Consider the following 25284-nt stretch of genomic DNA (forward strand, 5'->3'; position numbering starts at 1 on the left):
GTATTGGTGACCCGTACGGGATTCGAACCCGTGTTACCGCCGTGAAAGGGCGGTGTCTTAACCGCTTGACCAACGGGCCAGCTTGCACTTTCATACTGACAAAAAATATTATAGCTAAATCGAGCTTTGATGGCAAGAGGTTTTTATAAAAAATGAAGAAAACCAATTATTTATGCGAAAACTGCACAACAATAACATATCCTAAACAACATCCCCCATTAAATATCAAACTTTCCCTACAGTTTATGTATTTCTACCTATAATTTTAATCGGGTTTTAAAATAACTTAATACAAAGTTACTAAATTTTATGAAAATTGGACTATTTTCCCTTAACTATATTTCATTTGGTGAAAAATTAGTTTAATCTATTATTTATTCTTATTAATGGGGGAGTTCAGATGAAAAAATTGCTTTATAGCATGTTATTCATTACCTTTATTTGCACCATTATTGCATGTAGTAATGAAGATGCAACTACAACAGAAGGAAATAACGACGAAGAAAACGTTGTGGATCAGGATCATAATAATGTAGATCATCAAGACAGTGGTGCAGACACATCCGATAGTGAAGATGATCTCGAAGATAACACTACTGACAATCAAGACGGATTATTTACAGTAATCTCAGGTAGAGACGACGTTGAAATAGTTTCAGGTCCATTGGATTTATACGCTGGATTTATTGGGTTATATTCTGCTCAACTTAGGAACGACTTTGCTCAGCATATGGGAACAGACCATCTTGATTTCATCGCATTTGATTTTAGCATTTTTAATACTTCTGAAGAGACGGTTATCTTCCCCACTGATCAAGCAACATTAACAACTAATACTGGGGAACATCTTACTATCGATTCAAAAATGGTTAATTATTTTGATGAAAGTTTAGATGACGAGTATGCTGGAAATGAAAGAGAGTTTGGCTCCTTATTTTTCGTTCTAGAAAGCTCGAAGTCTGAGGAAATCGAATGGGTAGAAATCCATATTGATGCACCGACAGATGAAGAGTTAAATGCTATCGGTGAAGATATAAACCTAAGAATAGATTTTTAGTCATGGTTGATACATACATCTCCACTTAATTCGTATAATAGTTTCTACAAATAAAGGACCGTGCTCAGAAACCTCTTAAAAACCCTTGTTTCGCGTATGAATTATCACAATTGAAAAGTCTCTACAAAAAAACGTAGAGACTCTTCCTCGAGTAGTAATACTCTTAACTCATCGCCTTCGTCGTTGCTAAATCAGCTCTTTGCTGAAGAAATCTTGTAATTAACTCAGCAAATAAAATCATCGCAAAAATAACAAGTGTTACACCTAATACTTGATCGTACGCAGCTACACGAGAGGCACGAACTAGCTCCCAGCCAATTCCTCCCGCACCAACAATGCCCAGTACAGCTGAATAGCGAATATTAATATCAAAACGGAAGATAGACCAAGATATAAAGGCACTCATCATCGTCGGGATAATACCTTGCATCACTACTTGAAAATGAGAGGCACCCGTTGCTCTTAAAGCATCAATAATCCCAGTATCCATCTCCTCAATTGCTTCAGCGTAAACCTTAATTAACATCCCAATACTGTTCACTGCTAATGCCAAAATCCCTGGAGTTGGACCTAAACCAACTGCAATAATAAAAAGCAATGCCCATATTAATGCTGGAACCGCACGAACAAAGGCTCCAAACGCTTTTAAAGCATAGCTAATACTTATATGGGGAGTAATGTTCTTAGCCGCAAATACAGCAAGCACCATTGAAAAAATAATCCCCCAAAACGTCCCGACAATGGCAACCTGTAATGATTCCATCGCAGCCGAAAAAATATCAATCGGTTCTTCTACTACTGGCGGGAACATTCCTTTTAACAAACTTTCAACCCGTGAATAAGCCTGTAAGATTCGCTCGTCGATAATTCCGATTTGCAATAAGCTAAACAGGAAAAAAACAAATACAATAATTGCTAACAAGCGATTTGTGCTTTTTTTCTTTTGCTGTCTTATAGAACTCATAACAGACGCTCCCTTACTTTCGCTGTAATGTACTCAACAATTAAGATAAGAATAAAAATCATCAATATTCCTACAGTTGCTTTATTATATTGAAACAGATTAATATGCCCTTGAAGCGTATAACCAATTCCCCCAGCTCCAATTAACCCTAATACTGCTGCTTCACGGATATTTAAATCCATCTTATATAAAGACCAGGCAACAAAACCAGTTTTAAATTGTGGCCAAACAGCTTGACCCATCACCTGAAACCATGAAGCCCCGGTAGATCGAACCGCTTCTACTTGTTTCGGATCAATTCCCTCTAACACATCAGCATAAGCTTTCCCTAAAATCCCAACACCTGAAAGTGCGAGTGCAATTGTTCCAGAGAGTGCTCCTAATCCAAAAGCTACTACTAACGTAATTGCCCAAATTAATGCAGGGACCGCACGTAAAAAGGCGATAATAGAGCGACTAGCTAACGCTAGAATTGGATGAAACGTCGTATTTTTTGCTGCCAATACCCCAAAAAAGATCGACAAAATAACGGAAAAAGACCATTCCGACAAAGCTCATATAAATTGTTTGCAAAGCTGGCTGTATATAACCACTTACTGCACTAAAATCAGGGGGGAACATGTCAAATAAGATAAAAGAAGCTATATTTGAAATTCCTTGAAATAGAGAGAATATATTAAAGCCTGTTCCGATCCATCCCCAAGTAATCATCACGACAAGAATGGTCCATATAATCATACGGTTTTTCATGAGTAATTTTTTACGTTTCTTTAATTCAGCGTATAGATCTTTTTCATTGTGGAGTAAAGGAGTGTCAAGCTTTTCTACAGGTAAACCCATTGCAGATTTCACCTCTTATTTTTCAAAATATAAATGATTAGTAATTCCATCAGTTAATTCCTTAGGTGTTCCATCAAAGACAACCTCTCCAGATTTTATGCCAATAATTCGATCGGCAAACTTCTTAGCAAAATCGACTTGATGCAAATTAACAATTGAAGTCAGTCCATCCTCCTGACAGACCTTCTTTAAATAGTTCATTACATCCTCAGAGGTCGAAGGGTCTAAACTCGCAATCGGCTCATCTGCGAGAATTAATGACGGAGATTGTGCTATCGCTCGGGCAATCCCAACTCGCTGCTGCTGCCCACCTGATAATTCATCAGCACGTTTAAATGCCTGGTCTTCTAAACCAACTCTACGTAAAATTTCTAATGCCTGACGAGTATCCTCTTCCGAAAAGAGACCCAATCCACCTTTAATAGAAGACATATAGCCTAAACGGCCATGTAATACATTTTGATAGGTAGGAGAACGCTTAATTAAATTAAAATGTTGAAAGACCATGCCAATTGCTCGGCGAATTTGACGCAGCCTTTTTCCTTTTGCCTTCGTAATATCATTACCTTGAAAAAGAATGGAACCGTGCGTTGGTTGATTTAATAAATTCAAAGAACGCATAAATGTACTTTTACCAGCCCCACTAGGCCCGATAATAGAGACGAGCTCCCCTTTTTTTATCGTTAAATCAATTCCTTTTAACGCTTCAGTACCATCAGCATACGTCATCCCTAATGACTTCGTTTCCAGTAATACTTCGCTCACCCTAGTTCACCTCACATCATTATCAACAAATTAGGGGGGGAGTTGTTACCCATCCCCCCTCTAAACGATTAATTTAATAAATCTTCTGGACTCATATCTAAAGCATCAGCTGTTTCTTGTACAACGTTATACGTTTCATGATCCACTTCAAAGTAACCACCTAAATAGCCATTAGCTTCTAAAAACTCCATGCCTTTTTCACTGTTCTTCATTTCTAAGAAAGCTTCTTTTACTTTATCTCTAAATGATTGTGGAAGATCTCCTGAGATAACATATGGACCACCAGGAATTGGTTCTGATTGATGGAAAACCTTTAATTGTTCGAAATTCTCATGATCATCGACACGTTCGAATACACGTTCAATACAACTACTACATACACCAGCTACATGAACATCACCGTTAAGAACCGAATGCAACGATGCTTCGTGGCTACCTGAGAACACTACATCTGATGGAAATTCATCGACGTTATCCATTGTTAGACCTAATTCGTTAATTAACATAGCTTTAGGGAACAAATGTCCAGACGTTGACGCAGGATCTGCATAAGCTAAAGATTTCCCTTCAACATCTGCTAAACTATCAATTCCGTACTCTTCTAGAGTGATCATTTGTGCGTAGTAAAAAGCATCATCTAACGATCCATCTTCTACATCTACAGGGATGGCAAAAGCTTCTCCGTTTGCTCTTTCATGGGCTAGAAGATACGAGAATGGTCCAAATGATGACCCATGTATATGACCGTTAGACATTGCCTCAATTAATGCTGTATAGTTCGTAGCATTGTAGATTTCAACATCAATTTCTAAGTATTCTTCTAAGTACTCTACCATTGGCTCATATCGCTTCGTTAATTCCTCTTGGTCCTCTGTTGGTAATAGACCGAAAATAAAAGTATCAGGCCAATCATCTCCATTACCTTCACCATTATCTGAATTTGTTGAATCCGATGAACCACATGCAGCAAGGGCCATCAGTGCAAGAGATAGCATTAACGTTAATAATTTCTTTGACATTCTAAATCCTCCTAAAGGGTGATATTTTTTCCTACCTGTCCTATCATACAGGCCATTTTTAAATTTAAAGTTAAGAAGCTCTTAAGTTAATTTATAGATTTTATTTACTTTGTTAAGAATGGTTTAAAATGCGATGTTTTGTAAATAGCTAGAAAAACCCCTGTTATAAGTGACTGAGCCTAGTAATTGTACGTTTCTGCCAAGTTATGATAGTAAATTCCAGAGACGACGCCTATGTTTTTATTAATTAAACAGACGTAGAATTTACAAAAAAAAAGTCCGTGTTTAATATTAGGTTAAAATTAAACGAATATCATTGTTTCATTACACCTTAAAGACGGTTTGAGTTTGAAATAGGGGGACTTCCATTTGACTCAAAAAAAAGACACATCACAAAAATCAGTAATAACAATCTCATTAGTGACTGCACTTTGCTTAATCGGTGATTCGATGCTTTATATTGCACTTCCAATCTATTATCGAGAAGTGGGGTTAGAATCATTGTGGGAAGTAGGGTTAATCCTTTCTCTCAATCGTTTTATACGAATTCCCGTAAATCCATGGGTCGGTTTGCTCTATCGCAAATTTTCATTGCGTTCGGGAGTATTGTTAGCTGTTCTGCTTAGTATCATTACAACAATCGGTTATGGTACACTGAACGGTCTTATTGCCTGGATTATTTTGCGAATCGTGTGGGGAGTAGCTTGGTCCTTTTTACGGTTAGGAGGATTTTTCACTGTATTGGATTGTTCAACTGATGAAGACCGAGGGAAATTAATGGGGATGTACAACGGTCTTTATCGCCTCGGCAGCCTTATTGGCATGTTAGTTGGAGGCGTACTTGTCAGTATTTTAGGTATTCACTTCGTTTCCATCAGCTTCGGCTTATTAATGATCATTGGAATTCCTTTAGTATTTTGGTTTATCCCAAGTTCTAAAAATGATATGACTATGGAAACAGGAAAGTCTACGTTTTCATGGATCACTAAACCGATTCTAAAAGTCATTATTTCCGGGTTATTACTAGCCTTCATTATACAAGGAATGGTCAGCTCAACAATGAGCATCGTGTTAACGTATCAGTACGGAGAAACGATCAACCTATATTTTTTTGCAATCGGAGCCGCTGCCCTATCAGGGATCTTACAAGGAGTCCGGTGGGGGTGGGAACCTTTTTTAGCGATAAAATTTGGTCAACTTTCTGATGGCAGAAAAGGAAGGCTTCCACTGTTTATCATGTTCTTAATATTCGGTGCCGCTTGTTTATTCCTAATTCCAATCGAACTTAACATTTTTCTATGGTTAACCATCGTTTTGTTATTTCTAGCCGTATCAACTGTCTTAACCACCTTAATTGATGCCGTTACATCTGACTTTGCAACGCAATCAAATAAAAATACTGTTATGACTTATTACTCTGTTTTCTTAGACATCGGTGCAGCATTCGGGCCATTAATTAGTTTTTTTATCATTGATTGGAACAATGGTGTTCAAATTATCTATGTTCTAAGTGGATGTATATTGGTAGGGTTAGCTTATATTTGGTATAAGGAGTATCGCGTTCAGCATCGATTTACGTAGGTGTGCTACATCTCTAATAAAGCTGTTTCACCCGTTGTAGTAAGATATTTACTGAAAATAGCTTTATTAATTTACTTTTCTTATATGATCTATTTATAGGTCGGTACATTCCTCAACCAATTTAACTTGTAACTACTGTTTTTAATGTTGTCAAATAAATAGTCAGAATATCGCTTTTTTTATTATAATCGCGTTATAGGAGGTGAGGTTATGCGAGCAGTTGACAAAGAAACAGTACAAGTTGAAGTGAAATCGTATTTTGATGGTAAACTACATCAGTATATCGGCTGGTGTATACTTGGTTTTCTAGTTACTTTCTTTACACTCGGTATTTGTTACCCTTGGGCTTTGTGTATGATATATGGCTGGAAGATTAATCATACTGTTGTTGAAGGGAGAAGATTACAGTTCCACGGCAGTGCTATTGGATTATTTGGAAACTGGATTAAGTGGTGGCTTTTAACTGTTATAACACTTGGAATTTATAGTTTTTGGTTATTTATATCATTAGAAAAATGGAAAGTGAAGAATACAACTTTTAAGTACTAATCCCTCATAAATAAAGAGGCTTTTTTGTAATACTAGCAAAAGTCTCGAATAAAATGCAATTCTATTATCTGTTAGTTACTTTATATCGGTCTACCGAACCAAATCCATTTAAAGCGATGACCGTGATGTTTAAAGTTTTTAGATTTCTGAAATTATTTACTATCAGGAGACCAACACAACACAAGATGGCATACTCTGGAAATCTAATATAGACTTGACACGTATGTTAAAATTAATTTATACAAAGAATTTTTTGATAAATCGGATAAATTAATTCACCCTAACTAATTGGGTTTACAACGAAAATTTGATAGGCTAATCTAAACCTAGCTCTTATTCATGGAGTTAGGTTTTTTGACGTCAAGACCGATTAATAGATTTGATGAGAAGTGACTACATTTCACATTACTATCCGAGTTAGTTTAAATCCGTGAGTTCCTCGTTTTTAGCCTGTATATTAGAAATAGTAACTAAGGAGTTGTTGGTATGACTTTAAATAAAAAATGGTTGATCATGTTAGTGACTACTACTTTATTATTAGTATCTTGTGGTAGCTCTATCGAGAGCAAGTTGGTTGGAAGCAGCTGGAAAGTAGTTGTAGACGACCATATTACAACAACATACCTAGAAATAGGTGAAGAAAGAATTATAAATAGATCACAATCAAATGATAGCCCCATGACTGTTGAATATATACTAACTGAAACGCAAGATGAAAACTTCATGATAGAAATTATTAATCCTGATAATGGCTCTGCTGAATTTTTCTTTGAAGGTCATTTGAAGATAACGACACTATAACAATTGTCAGAGACCCAAATGGTGTATCCGAAAATAGTGAATTAATAAGAGTGGATAATATAACTGAGGAAATTGAAGCAGAAGAGAAAAGACGACAGGAAGAAAGAGAAATAGAAGCAGAGAATACACTAGAAGAAAAGGAATTAGGAGCTGTGGAAACAATTCAAACTTCCGAATTGCATAGTAACAGGGATACGTACTTTCAGAAGGTGTTTGTACTTGAGCAAGAGATCTTAACTGAAGCCCAACAATTGTATGCACATGATATCCCACATGGTTTCTATGGTCAATACTATAGTGATTGGGATGATTTATTACAAGAAGTTTGGGATGTATTAAAAGAAACAATGCCGATTGAAGAATTTGAACTGATAAAATCAGAGCAAATACAATGGATTGAAATGAAAGAGCAAAATTTTGCAGAAATGCCAGACGAAAATGCATCTGCAAGAGCCGAAGGAATGGACTATCTAGTACATATTACTACAGAAAGAGTTGTCTATTTGATTGAAAATTTTATGGATTAATAGAAACCCATTAACGGAGATATGAGCGATAACTTGGCAGGTAAACCAAAACGCCTTTCAATCACTGAAAGGCGTGTCATTTATGGATTCGTCTGGAGCTTCCAAGCGGACTTGAACCGCTGCCCCCTATCTTATTATGGCGGTGACCTATATTATTTTATACTCTTGGATAATAAGATACCCTAAATAACATAGCACATTCGCTTTAACTAACTTTAACTCAATTGCTAATATATTTATTAAATTGTCGGCAAGATGTCGGCAGAAACATAATTATTTTTATGAGTTTCTTCTATATTATATGTTGTTTTATTGTTTCAGTAAATATATTTAAAAAATATACAAATAAGTAGGATTCTCTATATATTTGTCTAATTAACTATTTAGAAAGGATAAATCAAAATTGTATTCAGAAGAAAATTTAATATTGAAAGTGGTATATATCATTCCATTATAAGCTTACCTTATTCAAGGAGTTTTCATAAGTAAAATTAGAACCTTCTTCTGCACTTACAGGAATCATAAATAATAAAAACAAAAAGAAAGAAAATTTAGTAATTTACAAATGTTTTCGCCTACTTCTCATATTAGTATTAATTACCTATTATTAATTTCCTCCCAACTCTCCTCCTGTAGGGCAAAAAATTAATACAATTTCAAGTAATCAATCTCATAATTAATTACAAAGAAACTCCAAGGAAATTGATATTCTTTAATATTCATATAATATTCTTGTCCTACGATAAGATCATTCCAGATTTCCGTAATAATGATTTCTTCATATAAATTATTAGGTTTATTAGTAAAATTAATAGTTTGATTGTTTTTTAATTGAATTGAAATTAAACCGAAATCTGGATTATGTATAGTAACAATTTTCTTATCGTCTTGTTCTACCTTCTCAATAATTTCCATATAACCGCTATATGCATTAGCAGATGTGTAGCTATTAATAATAATTAATACTAATAATATAAATATAACTATTAATATACTTATTATTTTTCTTTTCATATATATACTCCTCACTCATTCTTGTTCAAATATATGAAAGAGTTTACATAAGGTAATAATTAATGTCAAAAATAGTAACGGTATAATAAAACAGGTATTTTATCGATATAATGCTTTATAAAGAGGTCAGGTGGGTAGATCAAAAGTTATGCTTGAAATTGTAGTTTGTTATTTCCATCCCTAATTGATATATAAAAATCGGTGCTCTAATTATATTGCTCAATTAGACCTCAATCGTATTAATAAGTGCTAATTAAAATTCAATAAGTCCAAAAAAGCAACATTAGTAATGTGTTAATTAGCCTCCACCTGAATAGGAAGATGGAGGCTAATTTATTAAAATTCTTTTCTCGTTATATTCCTCAGCAATCCGAAAGGCTGTTTTAGACCAACATTATTGTCCAAACAACCTACCCCAAGTCTGCGGACCAACGATCCCGTCTACAGTGATCTGTTGAGAACGTTGAAATTCTCTTACAGCTTTCTCTGTTCCACTGCCATAAATGCCATCGAATGGACCCGGATTAAACCCTTTAATGTAAAGCAACGCTTGCAGCACTCTTGTAATATTCCCTCTCGCTCCATTACGAACAGTGACTAGCTTAGAACGTGTTTTAGGTCCAATAATCCCATCTACAGTTAGACCAGCATTGAATTGACGATTAAGCTCACTTTGTAGTACACGAATTAATCCACCTAGTGTTTGCGGACCCGGTAACCCATCAATTTTATTCTTAAATCCGTAATTGTTTATCCACTCTTGGATCGTTCGTACATAAGCATCATCTGTTTGTTTTGTAATTGTTGTGGACGACTTAGGCTTGTAAGTCTGCTCAGGTACTTTTTTCACTTCTCCCTTTACTTGTTCCCCTTTCCCCGCCACAATCTTTAAAAAGTTAGACCACGAGACACCGTCTTTTGCAGCTCTTAATTGAGCTGGACAATTTTTGTTTGCCCAATCAGCATGTTGCTTCACATCTTTGATAGATAAGTTATATTTTTCCATTAAATACTTAATAAGAGCAGCACCATTTTCCAATGTCTTTTTGTAATCAGCATCGCTATTGATACACAACTCGATAGAAATCGATGTTCTGTTACCAGGACCACGACCATCAGTTGCATGCCAGCACATCACGTCATCATCAAACGATTGAATAATATCTTTGTCATCTACTTGGTAATGCCAACTAGCTTGACGGCTATTGAGCCTAGATTGCAAATTAGCATGAGCTTGTGCATTTGCCCCTTTATTGGTGTTTCCTGTTTGGTGAACTGTAACCGACGTCTTTTTATTGCCTTTACCATACGACCGTTGATTGATGACAGATTGTGATACTAATTGCTTTTTAATCGCTACCATTACTGATCATCTTCTTTTAAAATTTCTATCGCTTGTTTTAATTGCTTTGGGATAGGAATACCGATTCGGCCTACATTTTCTGTAATGCTTATCAACTCATTAACTAAATAGAAGACAATCGCAGCTGTAAAAATCAGTGCTTCTGTCTGAAACCCAACCTCTAACAAAACCTTGTCTACTAGATGGGCAACGGCTACCATCACAAAAATAAAAATCTTACGAGCGATTCCCGTAAGACCTACACGACTTTTAATCTCGCCACTCACACTAGCTGCAACGAGCCCTGTTACATAATCGATAACCACCAACGTTAACAGAATCGATAACAAGATTGTCCACTCTCCATATAAAAAAGAAATAACTGCAGCTAAAAATGCTGCAGCCCATTTAAATAGTGATTCCATATAAAATCTCCTCTCTTTTTTACGAAAATAAAAAAGCCTTACTCGGCTTCTGGTTGTTCTTCTGTGTCGCTATTTAAACGTGCAACAATTTTTTGACGAGTAAACTCCTGCAACCCTGCCATGCCTTGCCCAGCATACGTAAAGTACTCATCCAACGTACCAACTACATAACCACTCAAATTAATCTCACCCTGTTGATCGACACCTCTAAAATCAACACGGACCGTATCATCACTATTGAACCTTGTACCACTGACTTGTATCTGCAATTTCTCTATAAGTCCCATCATTATTCGTCTCCTTCCATATTTTCAAATGCTTCAACTAATAAAAAATGAGCCTCTGCATCTTTGTCAGAAAGCTCTTTATTATAGTCATTGACTACTTCTTCAACTGTTTTGACTGCTGTTTCTAAGTTCTTTTCATCCACAACGAAATACTCTTGATACAATTCTTCTTGTTGTTTTCTAAATTCCTTCTTATCTTTGTCCTCCTTAATCTTGAAACCACCTCCCTCACTCAATACAAGTTCGCCTTGCTCGTCCAATTCTGCATATGATTTCAATAATTCTAGTTCTTCCTCTGCAAACTTCTTATTTTGTTCTTCCAGCACCTTAATAATCCGCATACGGTGCACCGATTTCTTACCTTTCAGTGACACCTTCTTCAAAAAGTCTGCTGCAACCTTCAAATCTTTGTATTGTAGTTTCATGCTACATTCTCCTCTAAATGTTTTATTTTCATTTTTAAATATTGAATCTCAAGCTTAAGTTGATTTACCTCATCATCCATTTTTACATCAAGTTCCTGTATTGCCCTAATTGTCGGTGCAATTAATTGTTCATACTGCACACCAAAAAAGCCATCTTCGCTTTGAGACAGCATACTGTGTGCGGTTGTATCTATACCATGTTGCTCTAACGTCGTCTTAAGTTGTTGCGCTATAACACCAAACTGTAACGGATTTTGAAGTACGTCTGACTCTCGTTGTTTAAGTCTAAATACGTTAGTATCAAGGTCATTGATAAAGTCTAGACCAAGAGTGTTAGGTGTTATGTCCTCTTTCAAACGTTCGTCTGAACTTACGTCAGGGCTATTACTTAGAAAGAGACGGTTAATCCTGTAACCAGTTGCTCCTAGATTGTAATTCCATGAATTCGTATTAATCCCTCTTAATGTAATGGTTGTTTTTCCACTTTGTGCTCGTGTCTCTACACGCCAGCCGCCCGTACTGTATGCATCACGTAGATGGATGACCTGACTAGCCTTAATGTTTTGGATAAACCCATCTGTAAATTGAGCACTGTTTAGACCTAGATCATAGTTGTAAGTAGATGAGTTCCACCCATAGATAGATCGAGTACTCTCGCTACCATCACTGCGGATAACAAACCCTGCTGTTGATAGGTCTGATCTCGTTGCAAGAATGTAGTTCCCTCCTATAAATTGCATACGACGACCTGTGTCTTTAGCCTGTATCATCATACCGGTGAAATTAGCACTATTCGTATTAATTACCCCTGAGCCTGTGTCTACACCGATCGCAACAAGAGGTCGATTAAGACCGCTGCTATTGGCCATGATCATCCAGCAGTGTGAGAGCCAGTTATATATTTCACACCATTACCGGGATCCATGAAGTTGATCTGTCCACCTGATCTAATCTCTAAAAGCCCGTTATTAAGATTAAAGTTAAGCCGGTTATTATTTGATCGCAGAATACCAGCTGTAACCGTCCCAAGATTAGCAGTAATTGCAGATAAAGTTTCAGCATTAATCTTATCGGCGTTGACACTCGAAATTTTAGCACTCGTTATAGCTGCATCAGCAATTTGTGCAGTACCTACAACAGCTGTACCTAGCTTGGCTCGTGTTATAGAGGCATTAGCAAGATGTGCTGTCTTAATTATCCCGTTATCAATCAAGGTCAGTCCACTTAGGTGTATGAGGCTACCTTGGATACGGATGCCCTCTTTTGATAGATTGATAGCTGATACGATGCCATCCCTATCTACTTTTAAATTTATATTATCAGAGTTAATCCTTATTTGAGACTGGGCTGTTGTTAATCTGCCCGATAGAGCATTTACCTCATCTTTAGAGGCTGTAAGCTCGATCTTCCCTGACAGCTGATTAATTGATGTCTCCATATTAGTTATACTGTTCTGTACATCTTCTGGAGCCGGGTTCCAGTCCGTAGCCTTGCCACCTAGTTCAAGTTTCAACTCTCTTAGCTTAAAGTCGACCGTTCCACCACTGTTATTAGAATTAGAATTATAAAAAGCAACCGTCATCCATTTTCTCGAGTTAGACGGTATATCAAAAGTGACCTCTACTCTGACCCACTCACCTTCGACAATCTCATCTTCAATGTCGGAACGTCTTATATTGGTTATTGTAGTTTCACTTGTACCGGTGGCTTGTTGATTTAATCTAACAGTGAATAGGAGGTGACTCAGTCTATTGATATTATCAGCGTAAATGTCGAAACTTATGGTTGCCTTTTCCGACCCGTCCGCCTTTACTAGAGTTCTTTTTCGGTTCCTTATAGGCGTGTTAGAGCTAAAATTACTATAGTTGATGTGCAGTATATTACTGTCGGGTTTATCTACTTCTGGAGATAGAATCGACGCTCTGGCATTACTAAAACTAACCCAGTCCCAACTCCCCTTGTTGAAAGTGGAGTTGGGTATTAGATTCCTTCCACCTATCTTTAGATTGTTAAAATCTGTCTCGGTCACCCTAAGCTGTATCTGAGCAGCATTCTGTTGGATTAAAGATTCGGCGTGATAGAGGCCTTGACTCACAATATCCACTTCCTTAGCTAAACTACTGGTGGTGTTCCTAAAAGTCGTTTCGGTTACTCGTGAAGATATTTCAGTGGCATTCTGTCTGATTTCAGATTCCAACCTAGTCATACTATCTAATAGACCATTTAGATCTTCTGTAGCATCTTCCGGTGCGGGCGTCCAGTCTGTGGGTTTACTACTCTTCTCGGCTTTAACCTGTTGGATTTCAAAGTAACACTGGTCTATACCATAGAAGACAAATGCATTTGTAGCTACATCAGAGTTAATGGCGAAAGTATGCGAGAATCTGGTATACTCTCGAGCATTAACTTGGAATGTCGTAGTAGACGTGCCATTGAGACCTATTCTTAATGTACCTTGACCCCTTATCCATATCGAGACTGTCACAACATCTCCTCTGTAAAAAGTAGGTCTATTAACTCCGTTCCTTGAGTATGGTCCGTTTGACCCACTAATACCGTCGATAACAACCATATCTCCAACCTTACTTACATGTCCCTCTCCTGTACTAGCGGTATAAAACACCCAGTAATCAGTCTCATATTTAAACTGAGAATCAAGAAGGTAGTTCCTTCCACCGATTTCCATATGATCTATGTTATACTGCAATGAGCTGACCGTTGAGGTTATACTGTCATACGACACCCGTAGGCTGGCTACATCTGTTGATATTCCAGTTACCCTATTGTTAACCTGCCTGAGTTCTTCTTTATCGGCTTTTAGCTCGATTTCCCCAGCTTGGAATTGCAACTCGGAACTTAAAGATCTTACATTACCCGAAAGAGTTTCTACTTCGTCCTGATCTGCCTTAAAGGTTATCGCTTCAGCATTAGCTTCTATCTGAGTTTGTTGATTTTGGATCGTGTTTTCAACAACCGACAACTCATCGATAGCAACGGATAACTTACCCTCTATGTCGTCTATCTCTGTTTCTATCGTAACAATTTTCCCATCCGCTTCAGATAAGACTTGTTCATTTTCTTCCACTCTAGAACGCAAGTTATTAGATATAGTTGTCAAATTATCGACCGTGTCTGTTACAAAACTGATCTCATCATCCAGCAACCTGAACTGTCCATCCACATAGTCAAGATTGGCTTTTTCAGCAAGTCCACCTACTAATTCACGTTCGACACGTTGTACCTCTTCGGCTGTGTATGTTCTCGCCTCTTGTTCTAATAAGTTTCGTGCATGTTGCGAAATGTTGTCAAAGTCAACGCCTCCCTCGCCTATGATGTCTGATATGCGGTTTAACTCACGTAAGTGTCCGGCAAGATCGGGACCAAACAAAATGTCATCTGATATCACTCGATGTGTGCTTGCAGTCACTTGCATTGACCAATCACTCGGAGTGTCCTGATAGTTAACGGCTCTTACGTAGTAATACCAGGTTTGATCAGTGCCAACGGTGTGGGCAAAGGCACTCACTTTCCCACGCCACAATAAATGTTGACTATCAGGTACAAAATCCTTAACCTGACTTCCGTAAACCTCGTAATAATTAACGTAAACTTCATTCGAATAATCCCAATAAATTTGTATAACCTGAAATCCACCTTCTGCCCTCACATTAACCGGTGCTTTTGGTTTAATATTTGGGTAACGATCATTTGTAATTGGTTGTGCTTCTGCCTCCCACTTCCCTCGATTCCGATCAATATCTGCCTCTATTTTCTCAATACGATCATCTTCATACACCGAGAGGAATTGCCCCATTTCAACCATTGCAGTCCCTTCAATGTCTAGAAGATCATACTCGACCGCAATAATTCGGGTTTGGATTTCAATTGGTCTACTGAATTGTCTATCAATGGCTCTAGCCGTGTCACCAAGACTCACTCTTTCATGCTCATATCCAGCAATATGCTCAAGTAAATATACTGACAAACGATAATTGACTTCTGGTTTGCTTAATTTCGGAAGTTGTTCCCACGTTTTTTGTAAAAGTACTGCTGGATCTTCAATGTCATGGTCCTGCCAGATTCCTTCTCGATGCAATAGCTTCCCGTTATGTTCACGACCATATTTTTGTAAAGCTTGAGGATCACCGACCCAACCTTGCCCTAATGGTTTATCAACTGGATCACCCTTTGACGTTTTCCATTCAATATTTGTAAAATCAAGATAATGAGTATAATCTCCTTCACCATCTTCTTTAGATAATGAGGCCCCTCTACCGTACAAAGCGGTAACTGGATACGATATAACAGTACGCTGGATTTCATTTATATTATGATCTATCTCGAACCGTTTCCCGTAGTCCCCTCCAAGCCTCTGTAGGAGCTTCACGTTACGAGCAACAATATGATTTTGTTCATTGATTAAGACAACGTCCTTGATATCACCTCCCCATAATTCAAGAACATTCCAAACGGCAACTGCAGATGAAATATAATAAAAATGTGTGGAGGCTTCACCAAACTCCCCTTCAACAACACCTGTCCAACGCGTACCTTTAAGAGCTGCATCTAATGCAACCTGTGCTGGCTGATTAGTTAAGCTTTGTTCTACGACGATATGCTCCTGCAATTCCTCTGCAAAAGCTGGCATACAGATCGCCGTCGTTTGTGGACCATCTATATCATCAATTTCATCTAACTCTTTAATAATAAATAAACGAAGATCGCCTTCCATATCTCGAAAGACGACCTGATTTTCTTCTACTATATAAGATGCTCCCTCTGTATCTGCTTCAATCGTAAATGAGAAAGGCTGATCCGGAATACGGTTCAGCTCTTCCCGAAGTCGTGCTTCTATCAGTCCTGTTTCTTCAGTAATCACCGTTAATAAACGGTCATCCTGATTGAAAATAAATAATTCAGCCAATAGAGTTCCTCCTCTCTATAATAGATTTCATATTTAATAAAATCTTTCCGTATACATCACGGTTGTTGGTTGACTTGCCCTAAACGTATTAACATGTGGCTTTAATAGAAACCAATTGGACTGCAACGATAATGCAACTGCTAAATTTTCGCCATTTAACTTAACCTCTCGTTTTGCATAGTCTATTTCTAATACGTCATTTTCTACAAAACTAAAATTTAGATGGATTTTACCACCCTGATTGTTTTCAAATGTAAAATTTGAACTGCTACTAGTAAAGACCGATCGACTTTTCCACGGCATTTCAACTTGTCCTGTAATATGATAGCTTGTGTATGTTGAGCCAACGTCTATTTGCTGATCCTCACCAAATCGGTAAGCAATTGGTAAATAAAATTGAATATGCCCCCTTGCAAATTTATAATTCTCCTCCAACTCCATATCCTTATATAAAGCTAAAAAATAACGGTGTGGCGAGTCTTTAAATATTAGTTTTTTAGGCTCATCATGAACTAACCAATTAGATAAATCTTCTTTTCTTTCTTCAATTCTCTTACCTCCTTTTATTGTAATCGGAACCGTTAATTCTGCACTTGTGAAGTTCTTTCTTCTAACTCGATCGCCTCCTTTTAACTTTGTGGTCGTTAAGAACTCGACAGGAGGAGTAGGAGGTCGGAATAGCTCTTTTGTCACGCCAATGTACTCTTTTTCAATTCCATTAAAGATCACACAAAAACCCCCTTTTGACTTTGTAAACGTTGCTGCCTAGATTTATTTCTTTCCTGCATCCTCGTAATGTCATCAATAATTTCACTTGCGATTCGTTTACTACCTACATTTACATTAATGATGGCCGGCTGATCTACATGCTCTCTACCAGCATTGTTTTCATTTGTAATTGCTCCGTTAGCTATTACATTTAATGATGATAATCCAGCCAAATGACCTAATGGAATAGACAGTCCTCTTAAATGGTTTTTAAAATCGCTGATATCAGGTTTCATCCAATTGGTTGCTTCTTCAGATTTTCTCATGACACTATTTTTTTCTTTTTCAACACCAACTTCGAAGCCCTTCATTAAGTTCGCCCCTATTACATCACGCATCCACCTTGATGGTGAATAAATAGATAACGCACTTTTAATCTTTTCCTTAACTCCTTCAGCAATTTCATTTACTTTCTTAAAAACCCTGTTGCCATTCCGCCAATACCATTAATTAATCCTTGAATAATATCTTTTCCAATATCCTTTAAATCGATATTAGTAAAAAGGAAACTGCTTCATCCCATATGTCTTTTATCGTATTTTTAACATCTTCCATTCTTTCTTTTACTGCGTCTTTCACTTCATTAAATTTCCTCTTCACTTCATCCCATATATCAGCCAATTTTCGAAATATATTAAGGACAATGGATTCCCATATCTCCCGAAGAAGTAACTGAGTTGCCTTTATTCGATCACTAATACTTGATTTGATTTTATCCCATATATTAGATGCAACAGAAAGAACAGAGTCCCATAATCCTATTAAATATGACTTGAGCCCATCCCATAAAATGACAAGTTGATCAATAACAAATTGAACGTATAATAAAATTTGTTCTTTTATTGTTTCCCATATCGTTGTAGCTGCTTCCTTAATGTTTTCCCATATGGCATAAAGGTTGTCAGCAAATTCATCTAAGTCACCTTGTAGCAAATTGATCAACAAAAGGATTGGACCTAAAATAGCATTTTTTATTAGTTCCCAAGCCGCACTGGCAATGATTTTAATATTTTCCCAGGTGCTACTAAAGTATTCAATGATATTTTCCCATATTTGACTAGTACCGGCGAATATACTTTCCCAGAGCTCCATATAAAAATCAATTAGTGGACCAAATATAGCATAAATCGATTCGATCACTTCATTCCATCGTTCAACTATTAGGTCCCAAATAGTAACAGCTACTTCTACTACTGATTGCCAAAGATCAACGAAAAACTCTTTAATACCTTCCCATAACATAATAAACGTATCAACGGTCTCTACCCACACGGATTTCAACCATTCCCATATCGCGAATCCAGATTCTTTTATTTTTTCCCATAAATCAATGAAAAAACCACTTATTGGCTCCCAATAAGTATAAATTAAGACTGCTGCCGCAACTATAGCCGCAATAATCCAAAACCATAGACTTGTAAAAAGTGCTGTGTTCATGAGTTTAATTGCATTAGTGACATCATTAAATGTTTTTACAGTTGAGTTAAATCCCGCAATAGCTAATACAGCTGATCCTAGTCCAATAGCAATACTCCCTAACAACGGTAGCCAAGGCTCTAAAATAATGCACACTTGTTTTAAACGTTCAAGTAAAGGGGGAATTGCTTCCGCAAGGGAATTAAGCGTATTTTCAAACAATAACCCGAACTCTACCATCATTGTTCGCATATCTGGTAAACCATTAGACGTAAGCATTTCATCAATTGATTGGATAATCGTAGTTGCACCACGTGTTACCGAGTCACGTATAACATCAAAGACGTTCTCCCACGTTACTCCTACTTCTTTTGCAGCTCCTTCAATTGAAACAAAGCTATCAGTTCCATCCTTCATGCTTTTCGTAACTACTCCTACAAAATCCTCTGCGGAAATGGTGCCATCCTCTAATCCCTTTTTAACTTGTTCGACGCTTTTCCCTGTCGCATCAGCATACATTTCAGGAGCTGATATTCCTACATCATATAGTCTGTTTATTTGATCCATTGAAACTTGATTTGTAGAAAGCATATTTACTAATGAATCAGTCACATCAGAAAATTGCTCCCTACTGCCATTACCGTAAAAAGCAACTGCATCTCCCCATATCTCAATGTAATCAGTTGCCTTATGGATATCTGTACCGTGTGTCACAAGACTTTGAACGGCTTTAGTAGCTGTATCGAATCCAAACGCAGTACCTGTAACAGCCTGTTTTGTTCTATCTAATGCTTCAGCTACCACATCACTACTTCCAGTAATTGCAGTCATTGTTCGATCAAATGACTCAATAACATCAATTTGATCGAATCCCTCAATAAACGACTCTTTTAATTGTTCAATTCCTTTTTTTGCAAATGAATCAAGGTTTAATGCACTCACAATATTACCTAAGTTAAAAGCAACTTTCTCACTTTTCTTTTCTTGCTCTTTGACTTGTTTGTCGACATGATCTAATACGGACGAAATGACTTTATCATTAATTTTTATGTTTATAACTATTTGCCCATCTCCCATTTATTTCACCTGCCTTTAAATTGCATAAAAAATAGCCATCCCTAAACGAATGACTAGTTTTGCAAAACTTTTCAAACTCTTCCTGTGTACTTCCTCAATCTAGAAAGCATATAAGCGTTATTTCTTTAACCAATAGCTCCTCATACAAGTGCACCAATAGGACTATAAAGACTACTTCTTAAGAAGCATCCGGTTACGCTTTATTATTGCTTACTTCCTCAAATGGATGTTAATATTTACTAAAATAATTATCCTTTTAACTGGTATGCCTTCTTAGCTTTGTTTATCTTTTCACGTTGCTTTGCACTCCCTTTTCCACTTGGTAATTCCATTGTTCTAATATTCACTACTTCTTTAAACCGCGTATCGCCTTTCAATCCATCAAGTAAAGCTAAAAACTTTCTCCAATCTAACTTCCCTTGCTGTTCAAATAAATCTATCTGATAGTCCTGCATAAAAGAAGCATAAATATATTCAGCATCTTGTTTAATGGAATATGGTGGATTGTTCCCTTTCACTACTTCTGGCATGGGATTTCCTTGTATATCAATTGCCTGTTCCATTTGCCGATCTCCTGCAATTAACTGATTATAAATTTCCCTTAAAATATCCGACTTAACCTGAATATTTAAATCAAGTTCAACCCCTAGTAACATTACTAGTGCAATTTCCACTTGTGTTCTATCATCTATTTCTTCATCGTTTAATAATTCATATAACCTTAAAATGTTATCATAACTCATATCTACTTCATATAATGTGCCATCAATATCAACGGTCTTCTCAAGTGAATAAGCAAGATTAAACACTTGTTATCACCTATTTCTTCTTAAGATATTTTTTAGCTTTATCTGCCTGAGTTTGAGTTAATCCAACTTTTTCAAATTCATTATTTAAATTTTCGACGATTATAATTAAATATTTGGCAAGCAGTGTAATTGAAGGTGTTTGATTATATAAGCCTTCAAAAGCATCCTCACCTAATATTAAATTAAAAGACTGAGCTAACACCTCTTTTGTTCGGTTGAAATCCTCTTCATAACCGACTCCCATCTGCATAGCTTCCACTTCTTCTTTAATGTGTCGGTAACCTTCCCTTACTCTTTTAACTGCTTCATCTGAAACATCAACCGTATACTCTAACTCGCCAATTTGTACTGGTATTACGGTTTTTTGAATATCAATTTTTATAGCCATCTCATCATCACTCCAATAATTAAAATAGGAGGGTTTCCCCTCCGTTCATTTATTCTATTTCATCTTCTACTCCCCCATCATGCTCTGGGGCTCATTAGGGCACTGCAGTAATAGTCGGCTTCCGATCAAATCCAATTGTGCAGCTAAAAGTCGCAAACTCAGTTGCTTCTCCACCGCTCGTAATGGGTACTGTTACCGTAGCAGGGCCTTCAACCTCTGTTCCATCTGATTCAACTTTTTTGAACATAATTTTCCGGCCTTCTCCAACCTCACGCTTAATACTATTAATAAATGCCATCGCAGGATCATCCTTGTCAAACATACCTTCAAACGAATATTGCTCTAAACGAGCTGTAACATCTGTAGTTGGATTTCCATCCCCATCATAATAACCTGTAGCCTCACTCGTTTCATCTGTATCATCCGTAACTGTTGAAATCCATCTTGCTAACTCCATGTATTCAGGTTCTTCTCCAGCTGTTGGCATAGCAGCCACAAAATATCCAGTTAATGCATTCTTTTGTCTAGCCATCAATATCCACTCCTCTAATATAAAATTCAGCACTAAATTGTGCAGCAAAAATATAATAATCCTCTGCCTTTACTAACCTTTTAGGTTCTTCTGCCATCCTCATTTGCATAAAATCATAAGAATGACTGCTACGAACATCCTTTTTATTTAATAACAAATTGGCAATATGCAGTAACGTTCGGTATGCTTCAAACTGCACTTCATGCCTAACTAATACTTGAAAAGTAAAGGATTGCTCTTTTGAACCATCATAATAAAGACGGTTATCATTTGTTGATATACCCATGACAGCCACACTATTTTCTTCAAGTAAAATAGGTGATACCACAGGTAGATCATAATCCTGTTCATTTATAATCTCTACAATTAGTCGCTCCAGAATATCCATCTTAAGCTCCTTCTTCCTTTACGTCTCCAATTAATTAGATAAAATGGACCGTAATGAGCTATTCTATTGATTACAATTAAGTTTCTTTTTAGGCATCTCTGTAATCGCCTCTTCTACTGCACTATAGAAAGCTCTTTGAAAGTCTTCTACATTTCTTTCAATCTTGTCTACATCCTGATCTAATAAAAAGTTTACAAACGTAATTGGCAGGTTTCTATCATTTAATAGATAGATCGTTTTTAGCTTTAATTCAGTTTTTTTTAATACCTTCTCTAATGCTTCCCTATCAACTTTTGCTTTATCAAGTATCGCTTTCTCTCTTTTTCTACCGATTTTTGAGCAGCTTTTATAGCCTCTGCTCTCTCTTTCTTAATCCTCTGTTCATATTCCTGTTCCCATTTCGCTTTTGCTGTTTCCAGTGCCATTGTTACTCTTCTATCTCCCTCAGCTTGAAGCACCTTACGATATTCTTCAACCGTCTTTGGAATTATCAATTGACGCTGATTCTCTTTCCTAGCATTCCTTTGATCCCTACTGTTTACATTATTTTCAAGCTCTATGTTAACAAGATATTTCTTGTTAGACGAAACGTCCACCTTCGCTTCCTCCTTTTTGCCCCTACTAGTAGCAACGCCTAATAGTTGCAAATACGTTTTGTTTTAATGAAAATTTAACTTACTATCATCATAATCGTTTTTTAGCGTTATGCTCTGCCTTCATTCTGCCAAATGTCTGCCATCACAGCTGTAAAATAAATGCTAGCTTATGAATCGCTTTACTTTTAATACGATAATACTGCCTTTCACTTAAACTAAGCTCATTGTATACCTGATAATCAAAAGTATCTCCTACTAAATATCTCTTAATAATAATTGCCCTTTCTTGATCTGACAGTTTATTTATTGCTTTTCTAATACGCTCAATGTACTGACCATATTGCTTATTTCTTTCAATGCTTTCTAATGCTGCATTTTCCGTACTCGAATAAAATACATTTGTCTTCGTTGGTGGAATAATAGAATACGATTGAGTTACTTTTGGAATGACAGCCTCGTCCACCAATAATAAATACATTTGATACTTTTCTAATGCCGCTTCTACCTTTTCCTTTATCTTATTCCTACTCTGCTTTTCTTCTAGGCGGGATGACATAATACAACATCTCCTCTCATTCGTGTCGTTTTTCTATTGCTACAGTGCATCGTTTAACCTTCATGAAAAAAGAGGACACTGAAAGATACGGATTATACCGTACTCATCAGTGTCCTCCAGGTGACTGGTAGAACGAATGCATTCATCATAACTTTTAAAAATCCTCACCTTCATCAAACTTAACTCTTTTCACTTTGTTTTGGTGTGTAATAATACTTGTTACACCATATGCTGGTAACTCTGTTGATTTAGCTTGTCCATCGGAGACTACTATAACAAAAGGCATATCAAATTCTTTCATTGGCATTTCTAGATTTTTTGTTTTTAGAATCGATTTCTAGAGTTTTAAGCCGCATATTCTCCCCCCTCACTTTGCATTATGCGTTCATAGATCCATGATACAACGCAATATGAATAGCGTCAATGCGTTTTGCGAATTTTTTATTAACACTTTTCATTTTGCATAGTTAACTTTATAATATAAATGAGAGGCGGTGATTAAATGGATAAAAAGGAATTTGGTAAAAGGTTACGTCATTTAAGAAAAACCAAAACTCCCTATACTGTTAAGGAGTTTGGTTCAAAGTTCAATTTAGCCGAATCTACTATTTCAGGCTATGAGAACGGAGCAAGAATGCCAGATGTAGGCATGATTAATAGATTTGCTGACTTCTTTAATGTTGATACCGACTATCTTCTCGGCCGTACAAACCAGCCTCGAACCGAAATTAATATTGCATTTGACGGTGGTGCAGTAGATGTTGAAGATGAAGAAGAAAGAGAATACTTAATGCGCCAACGCGAAGAATTTCGTAAATTAAAAAAAAGAATGCAACAAAGATTGAACAATTCATAAAAAACTCAATTTACTATGTATTTTGTCAAATATGTAAAAAACCCCTTATATTAGTATAAGGGATTAATAAAGGTCCTTTTGGACTTTTATTTACGCATTAGATACGAACATACATTCCCTATACATGAGGTGATAATACAGTGCAATATGCAACATTAAAAGAGATTCAAATTACAAATCTAATGAAAGAAAAAAATATATGTACTTTAGAGCAACTGTCGATAGAAAATCTCTGTGAGGTGTTTAAAGTCGAAATACGTTACCATAATAAAACAAGTAACTGTTTGTATGATCAAGATTTTGCATTAATCTATATTGATAATCGTCTATCATATTATGAGCAGCGTTTTATATTTTTCCACGAGCTAGCTCACATTATCGCCCATGAAGGAGAACAAAATATACTTGCGAAAGGGTTCAATGATTTGCAAGAGGCTCAAGCAAATCGTCTTGCTCTTTATTTATCTATGCCAAGGTATCTATTTGAGCCTTTTGCAATAAAGTACCAATCTATTGATAAATTAAGTGATATATTTGAATTACCTCAGAGAGTTATTATTGAACGGATTCATTCAATTAAAAGAGAGAAGGAAAGACATGAGTTCCATTTGCGAATGCAAAAAGTTGAAAATCAAAAGAAAAAGAAAATCTCTACAACCGGGGAAGATATACGATTCAACTAACCGTATTCTCTCTCAATTAAAGGATCAAGTCGGGGAGGAGAATTTATCTTATGAAATTATTCGTTTATTACGATGAAATAGATGGACAGTTACATCCAAAGTGGCTTTTAGCTACTGCATTTTTGCAAGATGAATATGCCAATTATTCTGTTGAAGCACCCTTTGAACGATTTCATCCAGAAGACTTCCATGATTCAATGTCAATTATAACTGTAAGCCAAGGGGCACTATTACGTGATCCATTTTGCTTAACAAGATTTTCTATACACATTCCAACTGTGATACATGACGCAGTCAGTAATGGTAGTAACATACATTTTAATTTTAGTCACTTTTTAATACTAATAGATGAACTTGAGGAGCTACTTCAAATGAATGTTCGACAGCGTTATATGTTTAACAGTCTATTTTAAATTTAAGAATTTTGTTCAAATTTCTTGTTTCAATACTTATTTATACAACAAAAACGCCTTTCAATCACTGAAAGGCGTGTCATTTATGGATTCGTCTGGAGCTTCCAAGCGGACTTGAACCGCTGACCCCTACCTTACCATGGTAGTGCTCTACCGGCTGAGCTATGGAAGCATAAAAAAATGGCTCCACAGGTAGGATTCGAACCTACGACCGATCGGTTAACAGCCGATAGCTCTACCACTGAGCTACTGTGGAACAGTAAAATTATGTAATATAAAAAA

31 protein-coding genes and 3 tRNA genes are annotated in these 25284 nt (G+C 36.5%); 8 read left to right on the forward strand and 26 right to left on the reverse strand.

The features are described from left to right. Positions 1 to 4: 4 nt before the first annotated feature. A tRNA-Glu gene (locus JCM19034_RS09530) sits at positions 5 to 79 on the reverse strand. A 321-nt stretch (positions 80 to 400) separates the two neighbouring features. Between JCM19034_RS09530 and JCM19034_RS09535 the strand changes: the two genes are divergently transcribed. Beyond that, positions 401 to 1057: a hypothetical protein gene (locus JCM19034_RS09535; RefSeq protein ID WP_062049199.1), complete on the forward strand. Its 657-nt coding sequence runs from the start codon at positions 401 to 403 to the stop codon at positions 1055 to 1057. A gap of 163 nt (positions 1058 to 1220) precedes the next feature. Here JCM19034_RS09535 and phnE read toward each other — a convergent pair whose 3' ends face one another. From phnE to JCM19034_RS09560, 5 genes are all read right to left on the reverse strand, one after another. After that, on the reverse strand, positions 1221 to 2021 hold the full coding sequence (gene phnE / locus JCM19034_RS09540; protein ID WP_062049201.1) for a phosphonate ABC transporter, permease protein PhnE: 801 nt from the start codon (positions 2019 to 2021) through the stop codon (positions 1221 to 1223). Beyond that, complete coding sequence (locus JCM19034_RS09545; protein WP_062049203.1) at positions 2018 to 2524, reverse strand: ABC transporter permease subunit; 507 nt, start codon at positions 2522 to 2524, stop codon at positions 2018 to 2020. The genes phnE and JCM19034_RS09545 overlap by 4 nt, the downstream gene beginning before the upstream one ends. Next, the gene (locus JCM19034_RS22240) at positions 2478 to 2861 is read right to left on the reverse strand and encodes a hypothetical protein (RefSeq protein ID WP_062049205.1); all 384 of its coding nucleotides are present in this window, start codon (positions 2859 to 2861) and stop codon (positions 2478 to 2480) included. Before JCM19034_RS22240 ends, JCM19034_RS09545 begins: the two co-directional genes overlap by 47 nt. A gap of 15 nt (positions 2862 to 2876) precedes the next feature. Further along, entirely contained in the window at positions 2877 to 3626 is a 750-nt protein-coding gene (gene phnC / locus JCM19034_RS09555) for a phosphonate ABC transporter ATP-binding protein (RefSeq protein WP_082393924.1), read from the reverse strand. A gap of 68 nt (positions 3627 to 3694) precedes the next feature. Then, on the reverse strand, positions 3695 to 4645 hold the full coding sequence (locus tag JCM19034_RS09560) for a phosphate/phosphite/phosphonate ABC transporter substrate-binding protein (protein ID WP_062049207.1): 951 nt from the start codon (positions 4643 to 4645) through the stop codon (positions 3695 to 3697). 369 nt (positions 4646 to 5014) lie between these two features. Here JCM19034_RS09560 and JCM19034_RS09565 point away from each other — a divergent pair, with 369 nt between their 5' ends. The 4 genes from JCM19034_RS09565 (at position 5015) to JCM19034_RS09580 (ending at position 8103) form a co-directional block, all read left to right on the forward strand. After that, the gene (locus JCM19034_RS09565; RefSeq protein ID WP_062049209.1) at positions 5015 to 6226 is read left to right on the forward strand and encodes an MFS transporter; all 1212 of its coding nucleotides are present in this window, start codon (positions 5015 to 5017) and stop codon (positions 6224 to 6226) included. A 210-nt stretch (positions 6227 to 6436) separates the two neighbouring features. Then, positions 6437 to 6775 carry a DUF898 family protein gene (locus tag JCM19034_RS09570; RefSeq protein WP_062049210.1) on the forward strand — a complete coding sequence of 113 codons (339 nt, stop codon included), beginning with the start codon at positions 6437 to 6439 and terminating at the stop codon, positions 6773 to 6775. 486 nt (positions 6776 to 7261) lie between these two features. After that, a complete protein-coding gene (locus JCM19034_RS09575) occupies positions 7262 to 7576 on the forward strand; it encodes a hypothetical protein (RefSeq protein WP_062049212.1) in 315 nt (104 codons plus the stop codon). Between the two features lie 50 nt (positions 7577 to 7626). After that, positions 7627 to 8103, forward strand: a complete 477-nt coding sequence (locus JCM19034_RS09580; protein WP_062049214.1) for a lysozyme inhibitor LprI family protein — start codon at positions 7627 to 7629, stop codon at positions 8101 to 8103. Positions 8104 to 8748: 645 nt separating this feature from the next. On the opposite strand, the gene JCM19034_RS09585 is transcribed toward JCM19034_RS09580, so the two are convergent. The 18 genes from JCM19034_RS09585 to JCM19034_RS22245 form a co-directional block, all read right to left on the reverse strand. Continuing rightward, a complete protein-coding gene (locus tag JCM19034_RS09585) occupies positions 8749 to 9117 on the reverse strand; it encodes a hypothetical protein (protein ID WP_062049216.1) in 369 nt (122 codons plus the stop codon). Positions 9118 to 9511: 394 nt separating this feature from the next. Continuing rightward, positions 9512 to 10480 carry an N-acetylmuramoyl-L-alanine amidase gene (locus JCM19034_RS09590; RefSeq protein ID WP_062049218.1) on the reverse strand — a complete coding sequence of 323 codons (969 nt, stop codon included), beginning with the start codon at positions 10478 to 10480 and terminating at the stop codon, positions 9512 to 9514. Then, complete coding sequence (locus tag JCM19034_RS09595) at positions 10480 to 10884, reverse strand: holin family protein (RefSeq protein ID WP_062049220.1); 405 nt, start codon at positions 10882 to 10884, stop codon at positions 10480 to 10482. Before JCM19034_RS09595 ends, JCM19034_RS09590 begins: the two co-directional genes overlap by 1 nt. Positions 10885 to 10922: 38 nt before the next feature. Further along, positions 10923 to 11174 (reverse strand): hypothetical protein, encoded by a 252-nt coding sequence (locus JCM19034_RS09600; RefSeq protein WP_156323934.1) that lies wholly within the window; start codon positions 11172 to 11174, stop codon positions 10923 to 10925. After that, the gene (locus JCM19034_RS09605; protein WP_062049224.1) at positions 11174 to 11596 is read right to left on the reverse strand and encodes a hypothetical protein; all 423 of its coding nucleotides are present in this window, start codon (positions 11594 to 11596) and stop codon (positions 11174 to 11176) included. Before JCM19034_RS09605 ends, JCM19034_RS09600 begins: the two co-directional genes overlap by 1 nt. Then, on the reverse strand, positions 11593 to 12465 hold the full coding sequence (locus JCM19034_RS09610) for a tail fiber domain-containing protein (RefSeq protein ID WP_062049226.1): 873 nt from the start codon (positions 12463 to 12465) through the stop codon (positions 11593 to 11595). The genes JCM19034_RS09605 and JCM19034_RS09610 overlap by 4 nt, the downstream gene beginning before the upstream one ends. Before the next feature lie 2 nt (positions 12466 to 12467). Then, entirely contained in the window at positions 12468 to 16520 is a 4053-nt protein-coding gene (locus JCM19034_RS09615) for a phage tail spike protein (RefSeq protein ID WP_062049228.1), read from the reverse strand. Positions 16521 to 16553: 33 nt separating this feature from the next. Next, positions 16554 to 17249, reverse strand: coding sequence for a distal tail protein Dit (locus JCM19034_RS09620; protein WP_062049231.1), 696 nt, complete (start codon positions 17247 to 17249; stop codon positions 16554 to 16556). Further along, positions 17246 to 17599, reverse strand: a complete 354-nt coding sequence (locus JCM19034_RS09625; protein WP_156323935.1) for a hypothetical protein — start codon at positions 17597 to 17599, stop codon at positions 17246 to 17248. Before JCM19034_RS09625 ends, JCM19034_RS09620 begins: the two co-directional genes overlap by 4 nt. A gap of 172 nt (positions 17600 to 17771) precedes the next feature. After that, positions 17772 to 19781: a tape measure protein gene (locus JCM19034_RS09630; protein WP_062049236.1), complete on the reverse strand. Its 2010-nt coding sequence runs from the start codon at positions 19779 to 19781 to the stop codon at positions 17772 to 17774. 248 nt (positions 19782 to 20029) lie between these two features. Continuing rightward, positions 20030 to 20590 carry a Gp15 family bacteriophage protein gene (locus JCM19034_RS09635; RefSeq protein WP_062049238.1) on the reverse strand — a complete coding sequence of 187 codons (561 nt, stop codon included), beginning with the start codon at positions 20588 to 20590 and terminating at the stop codon, positions 20030 to 20032. 10 nt (positions 20591 to 20600) lie between these two features. Next, positions 20601 to 20978, reverse strand: a complete 378-nt coding sequence (locus tag JCM19034_RS09640; protein ID WP_062049240.1) for a hypothetical protein — start codon at positions 20976 to 20978, stop codon at positions 20601 to 20603. 94 nt (positions 20979 to 21072) lie between these two features. Beyond that, a complete protein-coding gene (locus JCM19034_RS09645; RefSeq protein ID WP_062049242.1) occupies positions 21073 to 21510 on the reverse strand; it encodes a phage tail tube protein in 438 nt (145 codons plus the stop codon). Next, positions 21503 to 21898 carry a hypothetical protein gene (locus tag JCM19034_RS09650; protein ID WP_062049244.1) on the reverse strand — a complete coding sequence of 132 codons (396 nt, stop codon included), beginning with the start codon at positions 21896 to 21898 and terminating at the stop codon, positions 21503 to 21505. Before JCM19034_RS09650 ends, JCM19034_RS09645 begins: the two co-directional genes overlap by 8 nt. Positions 21899 to 21961: 63 nt before the next feature. Continuing rightward, positions 21962 to 22231, reverse strand: coding sequence for a DUF4355 domain-containing protein (locus tag JCM19034_RS24825; protein ID WP_082393942.1), 270 nt, complete (start codon positions 22229 to 22231; stop codon positions 21962 to 21964). Further along, on the reverse strand, positions 22171 to 22494 hold the full coding sequence (locus JCM19034_RS09655) for a hypothetical protein (protein ID WP_062049246.1): 324 nt from the start codon (positions 22492 to 22494) through the stop codon (positions 22171 to 22173). Before JCM19034_RS09655 ends, JCM19034_RS24825 begins: the two co-directional genes overlap by 61 nt. A 142-nt stretch (positions 22495 to 22636) precedes the next feature. Beyond that, positions 22637 to 23050 carry an ArpU family phage packaging/lysis transcriptional regulator gene (locus JCM19034_RS09660; RefSeq protein WP_062049249.1) on the reverse strand — a complete coding sequence of 138 codons (414 nt, stop codon included), beginning with the start codon at positions 23048 to 23050 and terminating at the stop codon, positions 22637 to 22639. Positions 23051 to 23204: 154 nt separating this feature from the next. Then, positions 23205 to 23357: an XtrA/YqaO family protein gene (locus tag JCM19034_RS22245; protein ID WP_197276378.1), complete on the reverse strand. Its 153-nt coding sequence runs from the start codon at positions 23355 to 23357 to the stop codon at positions 23205 to 23207. Positions 23358 to 23552: 195 nt separating this feature from the next. Between JCM19034_RS22245 and JCM19034_RS09665 the strand changes: the two genes are divergently transcribed. From JCM19034_RS09665 to JCM19034_RS09675, 3 genes are all read left to right on the forward strand, one after another. Beyond that, positions 23553 to 23906 carry a helix-turn-helix domain-containing protein gene (locus tag JCM19034_RS09665; RefSeq protein WP_062049251.1) on the forward strand — a complete coding sequence of 118 codons (354 nt, stop codon included), beginning with the start codon at positions 23553 to 23555 and terminating at the stop codon, positions 23904 to 23906. Between the two features lie 140 nt (positions 23907 to 24046). After that, a complete protein-coding gene (locus JCM19034_RS09670; RefSeq protein ID WP_062049253.1) occupies positions 24047 to 24589 on the forward strand; it encodes an ImmA/IrrE family metallo-endopeptidase in 543 nt (180 codons plus the stop codon). A gap of 50 nt (positions 24590 to 24639) precedes the next feature. Beyond that, positions 24640 to 25002: a hypothetical protein gene (locus tag JCM19034_RS09675; RefSeq protein WP_062049255.1), complete on the forward strand. Its 363-nt coding sequence runs from the start codon at positions 24640 to 24642 to the stop codon at positions 25000 to 25002. Positions 25003 to 25098: 96 nt separating this feature from the next. Here JCM19034_RS09675 and JCM19034_RS09680 read toward each other — a convergent pair. After that, a tRNA-Thr gene (locus JCM19034_RS09680) sits at positions 25099 to 25174 on the reverse strand. A 9-nt stretch (positions 25175 to 25183) separates the two neighbouring features. Continuing rightward, positions 25184 to 25258: transfer RNA gene (locus JCM19034_RS09685), tRNA-Asn, on the reverse strand. Positions 25259 to 25284: the final 26 nt, after the last annotated feature.

Source organism: Bacillus sp. JCM 19034, assembly GCF_001310635.1.
Classification (GTDB): Bacteria; Bacillota; Bacilli; order Bacillales; family Bacillaceae_D; genus Halalkalibacter.

Bases quoted from the DNA above. Each gene is read 5' to 3' on its own strand.
- JCM19034_RS09535 (WP_062049199.1), top strand. From the start codon at position 401: ATGAAAAAATTGCTTTATAGCATGTTATTCATTACCTTTATTTGCACC.
- phnE (WP_062049201.1), bottom strand. From the start codon at position 2,021: ATGAGTTCTATAAGACAGCAAAAGAAAAAAAGCACAAATCGCTTGTTA.
- JCM19034_RS22240 (WP_062049205.1), bottom strand. From the start codon at position 2,861: ATGGGTTTACCTGTAGAAAAGCTTGACACTCCTTTACTCCACAATGAA.
- JCM19034_RS09560 (WP_062049207.1), bottom strand. From the start codon at position 4,645: ATGTCAAAGAAATTATTAACGTTAATGCTATCTCTTGCACTGATGGCC.
- JCM19034_RS09570 (WP_062049210.1), top strand. From the start codon at position 6,437: ATGCGAGCAGTTGACAAAGAAACAGTACAAGTTGAAGTGAAATCGTAT.
- JCM19034_RS09575 (WP_062049212.1), top strand. From the start codon at position 7,262: ATGACTTTAAATAAAAAATGGTTGATCATGTTAGTGACTACTACTTTA.
- JCM19034_RS09585 (WP_062049216.1), bottom strand. From the start codon at position 9,117: ATGAAAAGAAAAATAATAAGTATATTAATAGTTATATTTATATTATTA.
- JCM19034_RS09590 (WP_062049218.1), bottom strand. From the start codon at position 10,480: ATGGTAGCGATTAAAAAGCAATTAGTATCACAATCTGTCATCAATCAA.
- JCM19034_RS09595 (WP_062049220.1), bottom strand. From the start codon at position 10,884: ATGGAATCACTATTTAAATGGGCTGCAGCATTTTTAGCTGCAGTTATT.
- JCM19034_RS09600 (WP_156323934.1), bottom strand. From the start codon at position 11,174: ATGATGGGACTTATAGAGAAATTGCAGATACAAGTCAGTGGTACAAGG.
- JCM19034_RS09605 (WP_062049224.1), bottom strand. From the start codon at position 11,596: ATGAAACTACAATACAAAGATTTGAAGGTTGCAGCAGACTTTTTGAAG.
- JCM19034_RS09610 (WP_062049226.1), bottom strand. From the start codon at position 12,465: ATGGCCAATAGCAGCGGTCTTAATCGACCTCTTGTTGCGATCGGTGTA.
- JCM19034_RS09625 (WP_156323935.1), bottom strand. From the start codon at position 17,599: ATGAAGGGCTTCGAAGTTGGTGTTGAAAAAGAAAAAAATAGTGTCATG.
- JCM19034_RS09630 (WP_062049236.1), bottom strand. From the start codon at position 19,781: ATGGGAGATGGGCAAATAGTTATAAACATAAAAATTAATGATAAAGTC.
- JCM19034_RS09640 (WP_062049240.1), bottom strand. From the start codon at position 20,978: ATGGCTATAAAAATTGATATTCAAAAAACCGTAATACCAGTACAAATT.
- JCM19034_RS09645 (WP_062049242.1), bottom strand. From the start codon at position 21,510: ATGGCTAGACAAAAGAATGCATTAACTGGATATTTTGTGGCTGCTATG.
- JCM19034_RS09650 (WP_062049244.1), bottom strand. From the start codon at position 21,898: ATGGATATTCTGGAGCGACTAATTGTAGAGATTATAAATGAACAGGAT.
- JCM19034_RS09660 (WP_062049249.1), bottom strand. From the start codon at position 23,050: ATGTCATCCCGCCTAGAAGAAAAGCAGAGTAGGAATAAGATAAAGGAA.
- JCM19034_RS22245 (WP_197276378.1), bottom strand. From the start codon at position 23,357: ATGCCAATGAAAGAATTTGATATGCCTTTTGTTATAGTAGTCTCCGAT.
- JCM19034_RS09665 (WP_062049251.1), top strand. From the start codon at position 23,553: ATGGATAAAAAGGAATTTGGTAAAAGGTTACGTCATTTAAGAAAAACC.
- JCM19034_RS09675 (WP_062049255.1), top strand. From the start codon at position 24,640: ATGAAATTATTCGTTTATTACGATGAAATAGATGGACAGTTACATCCA.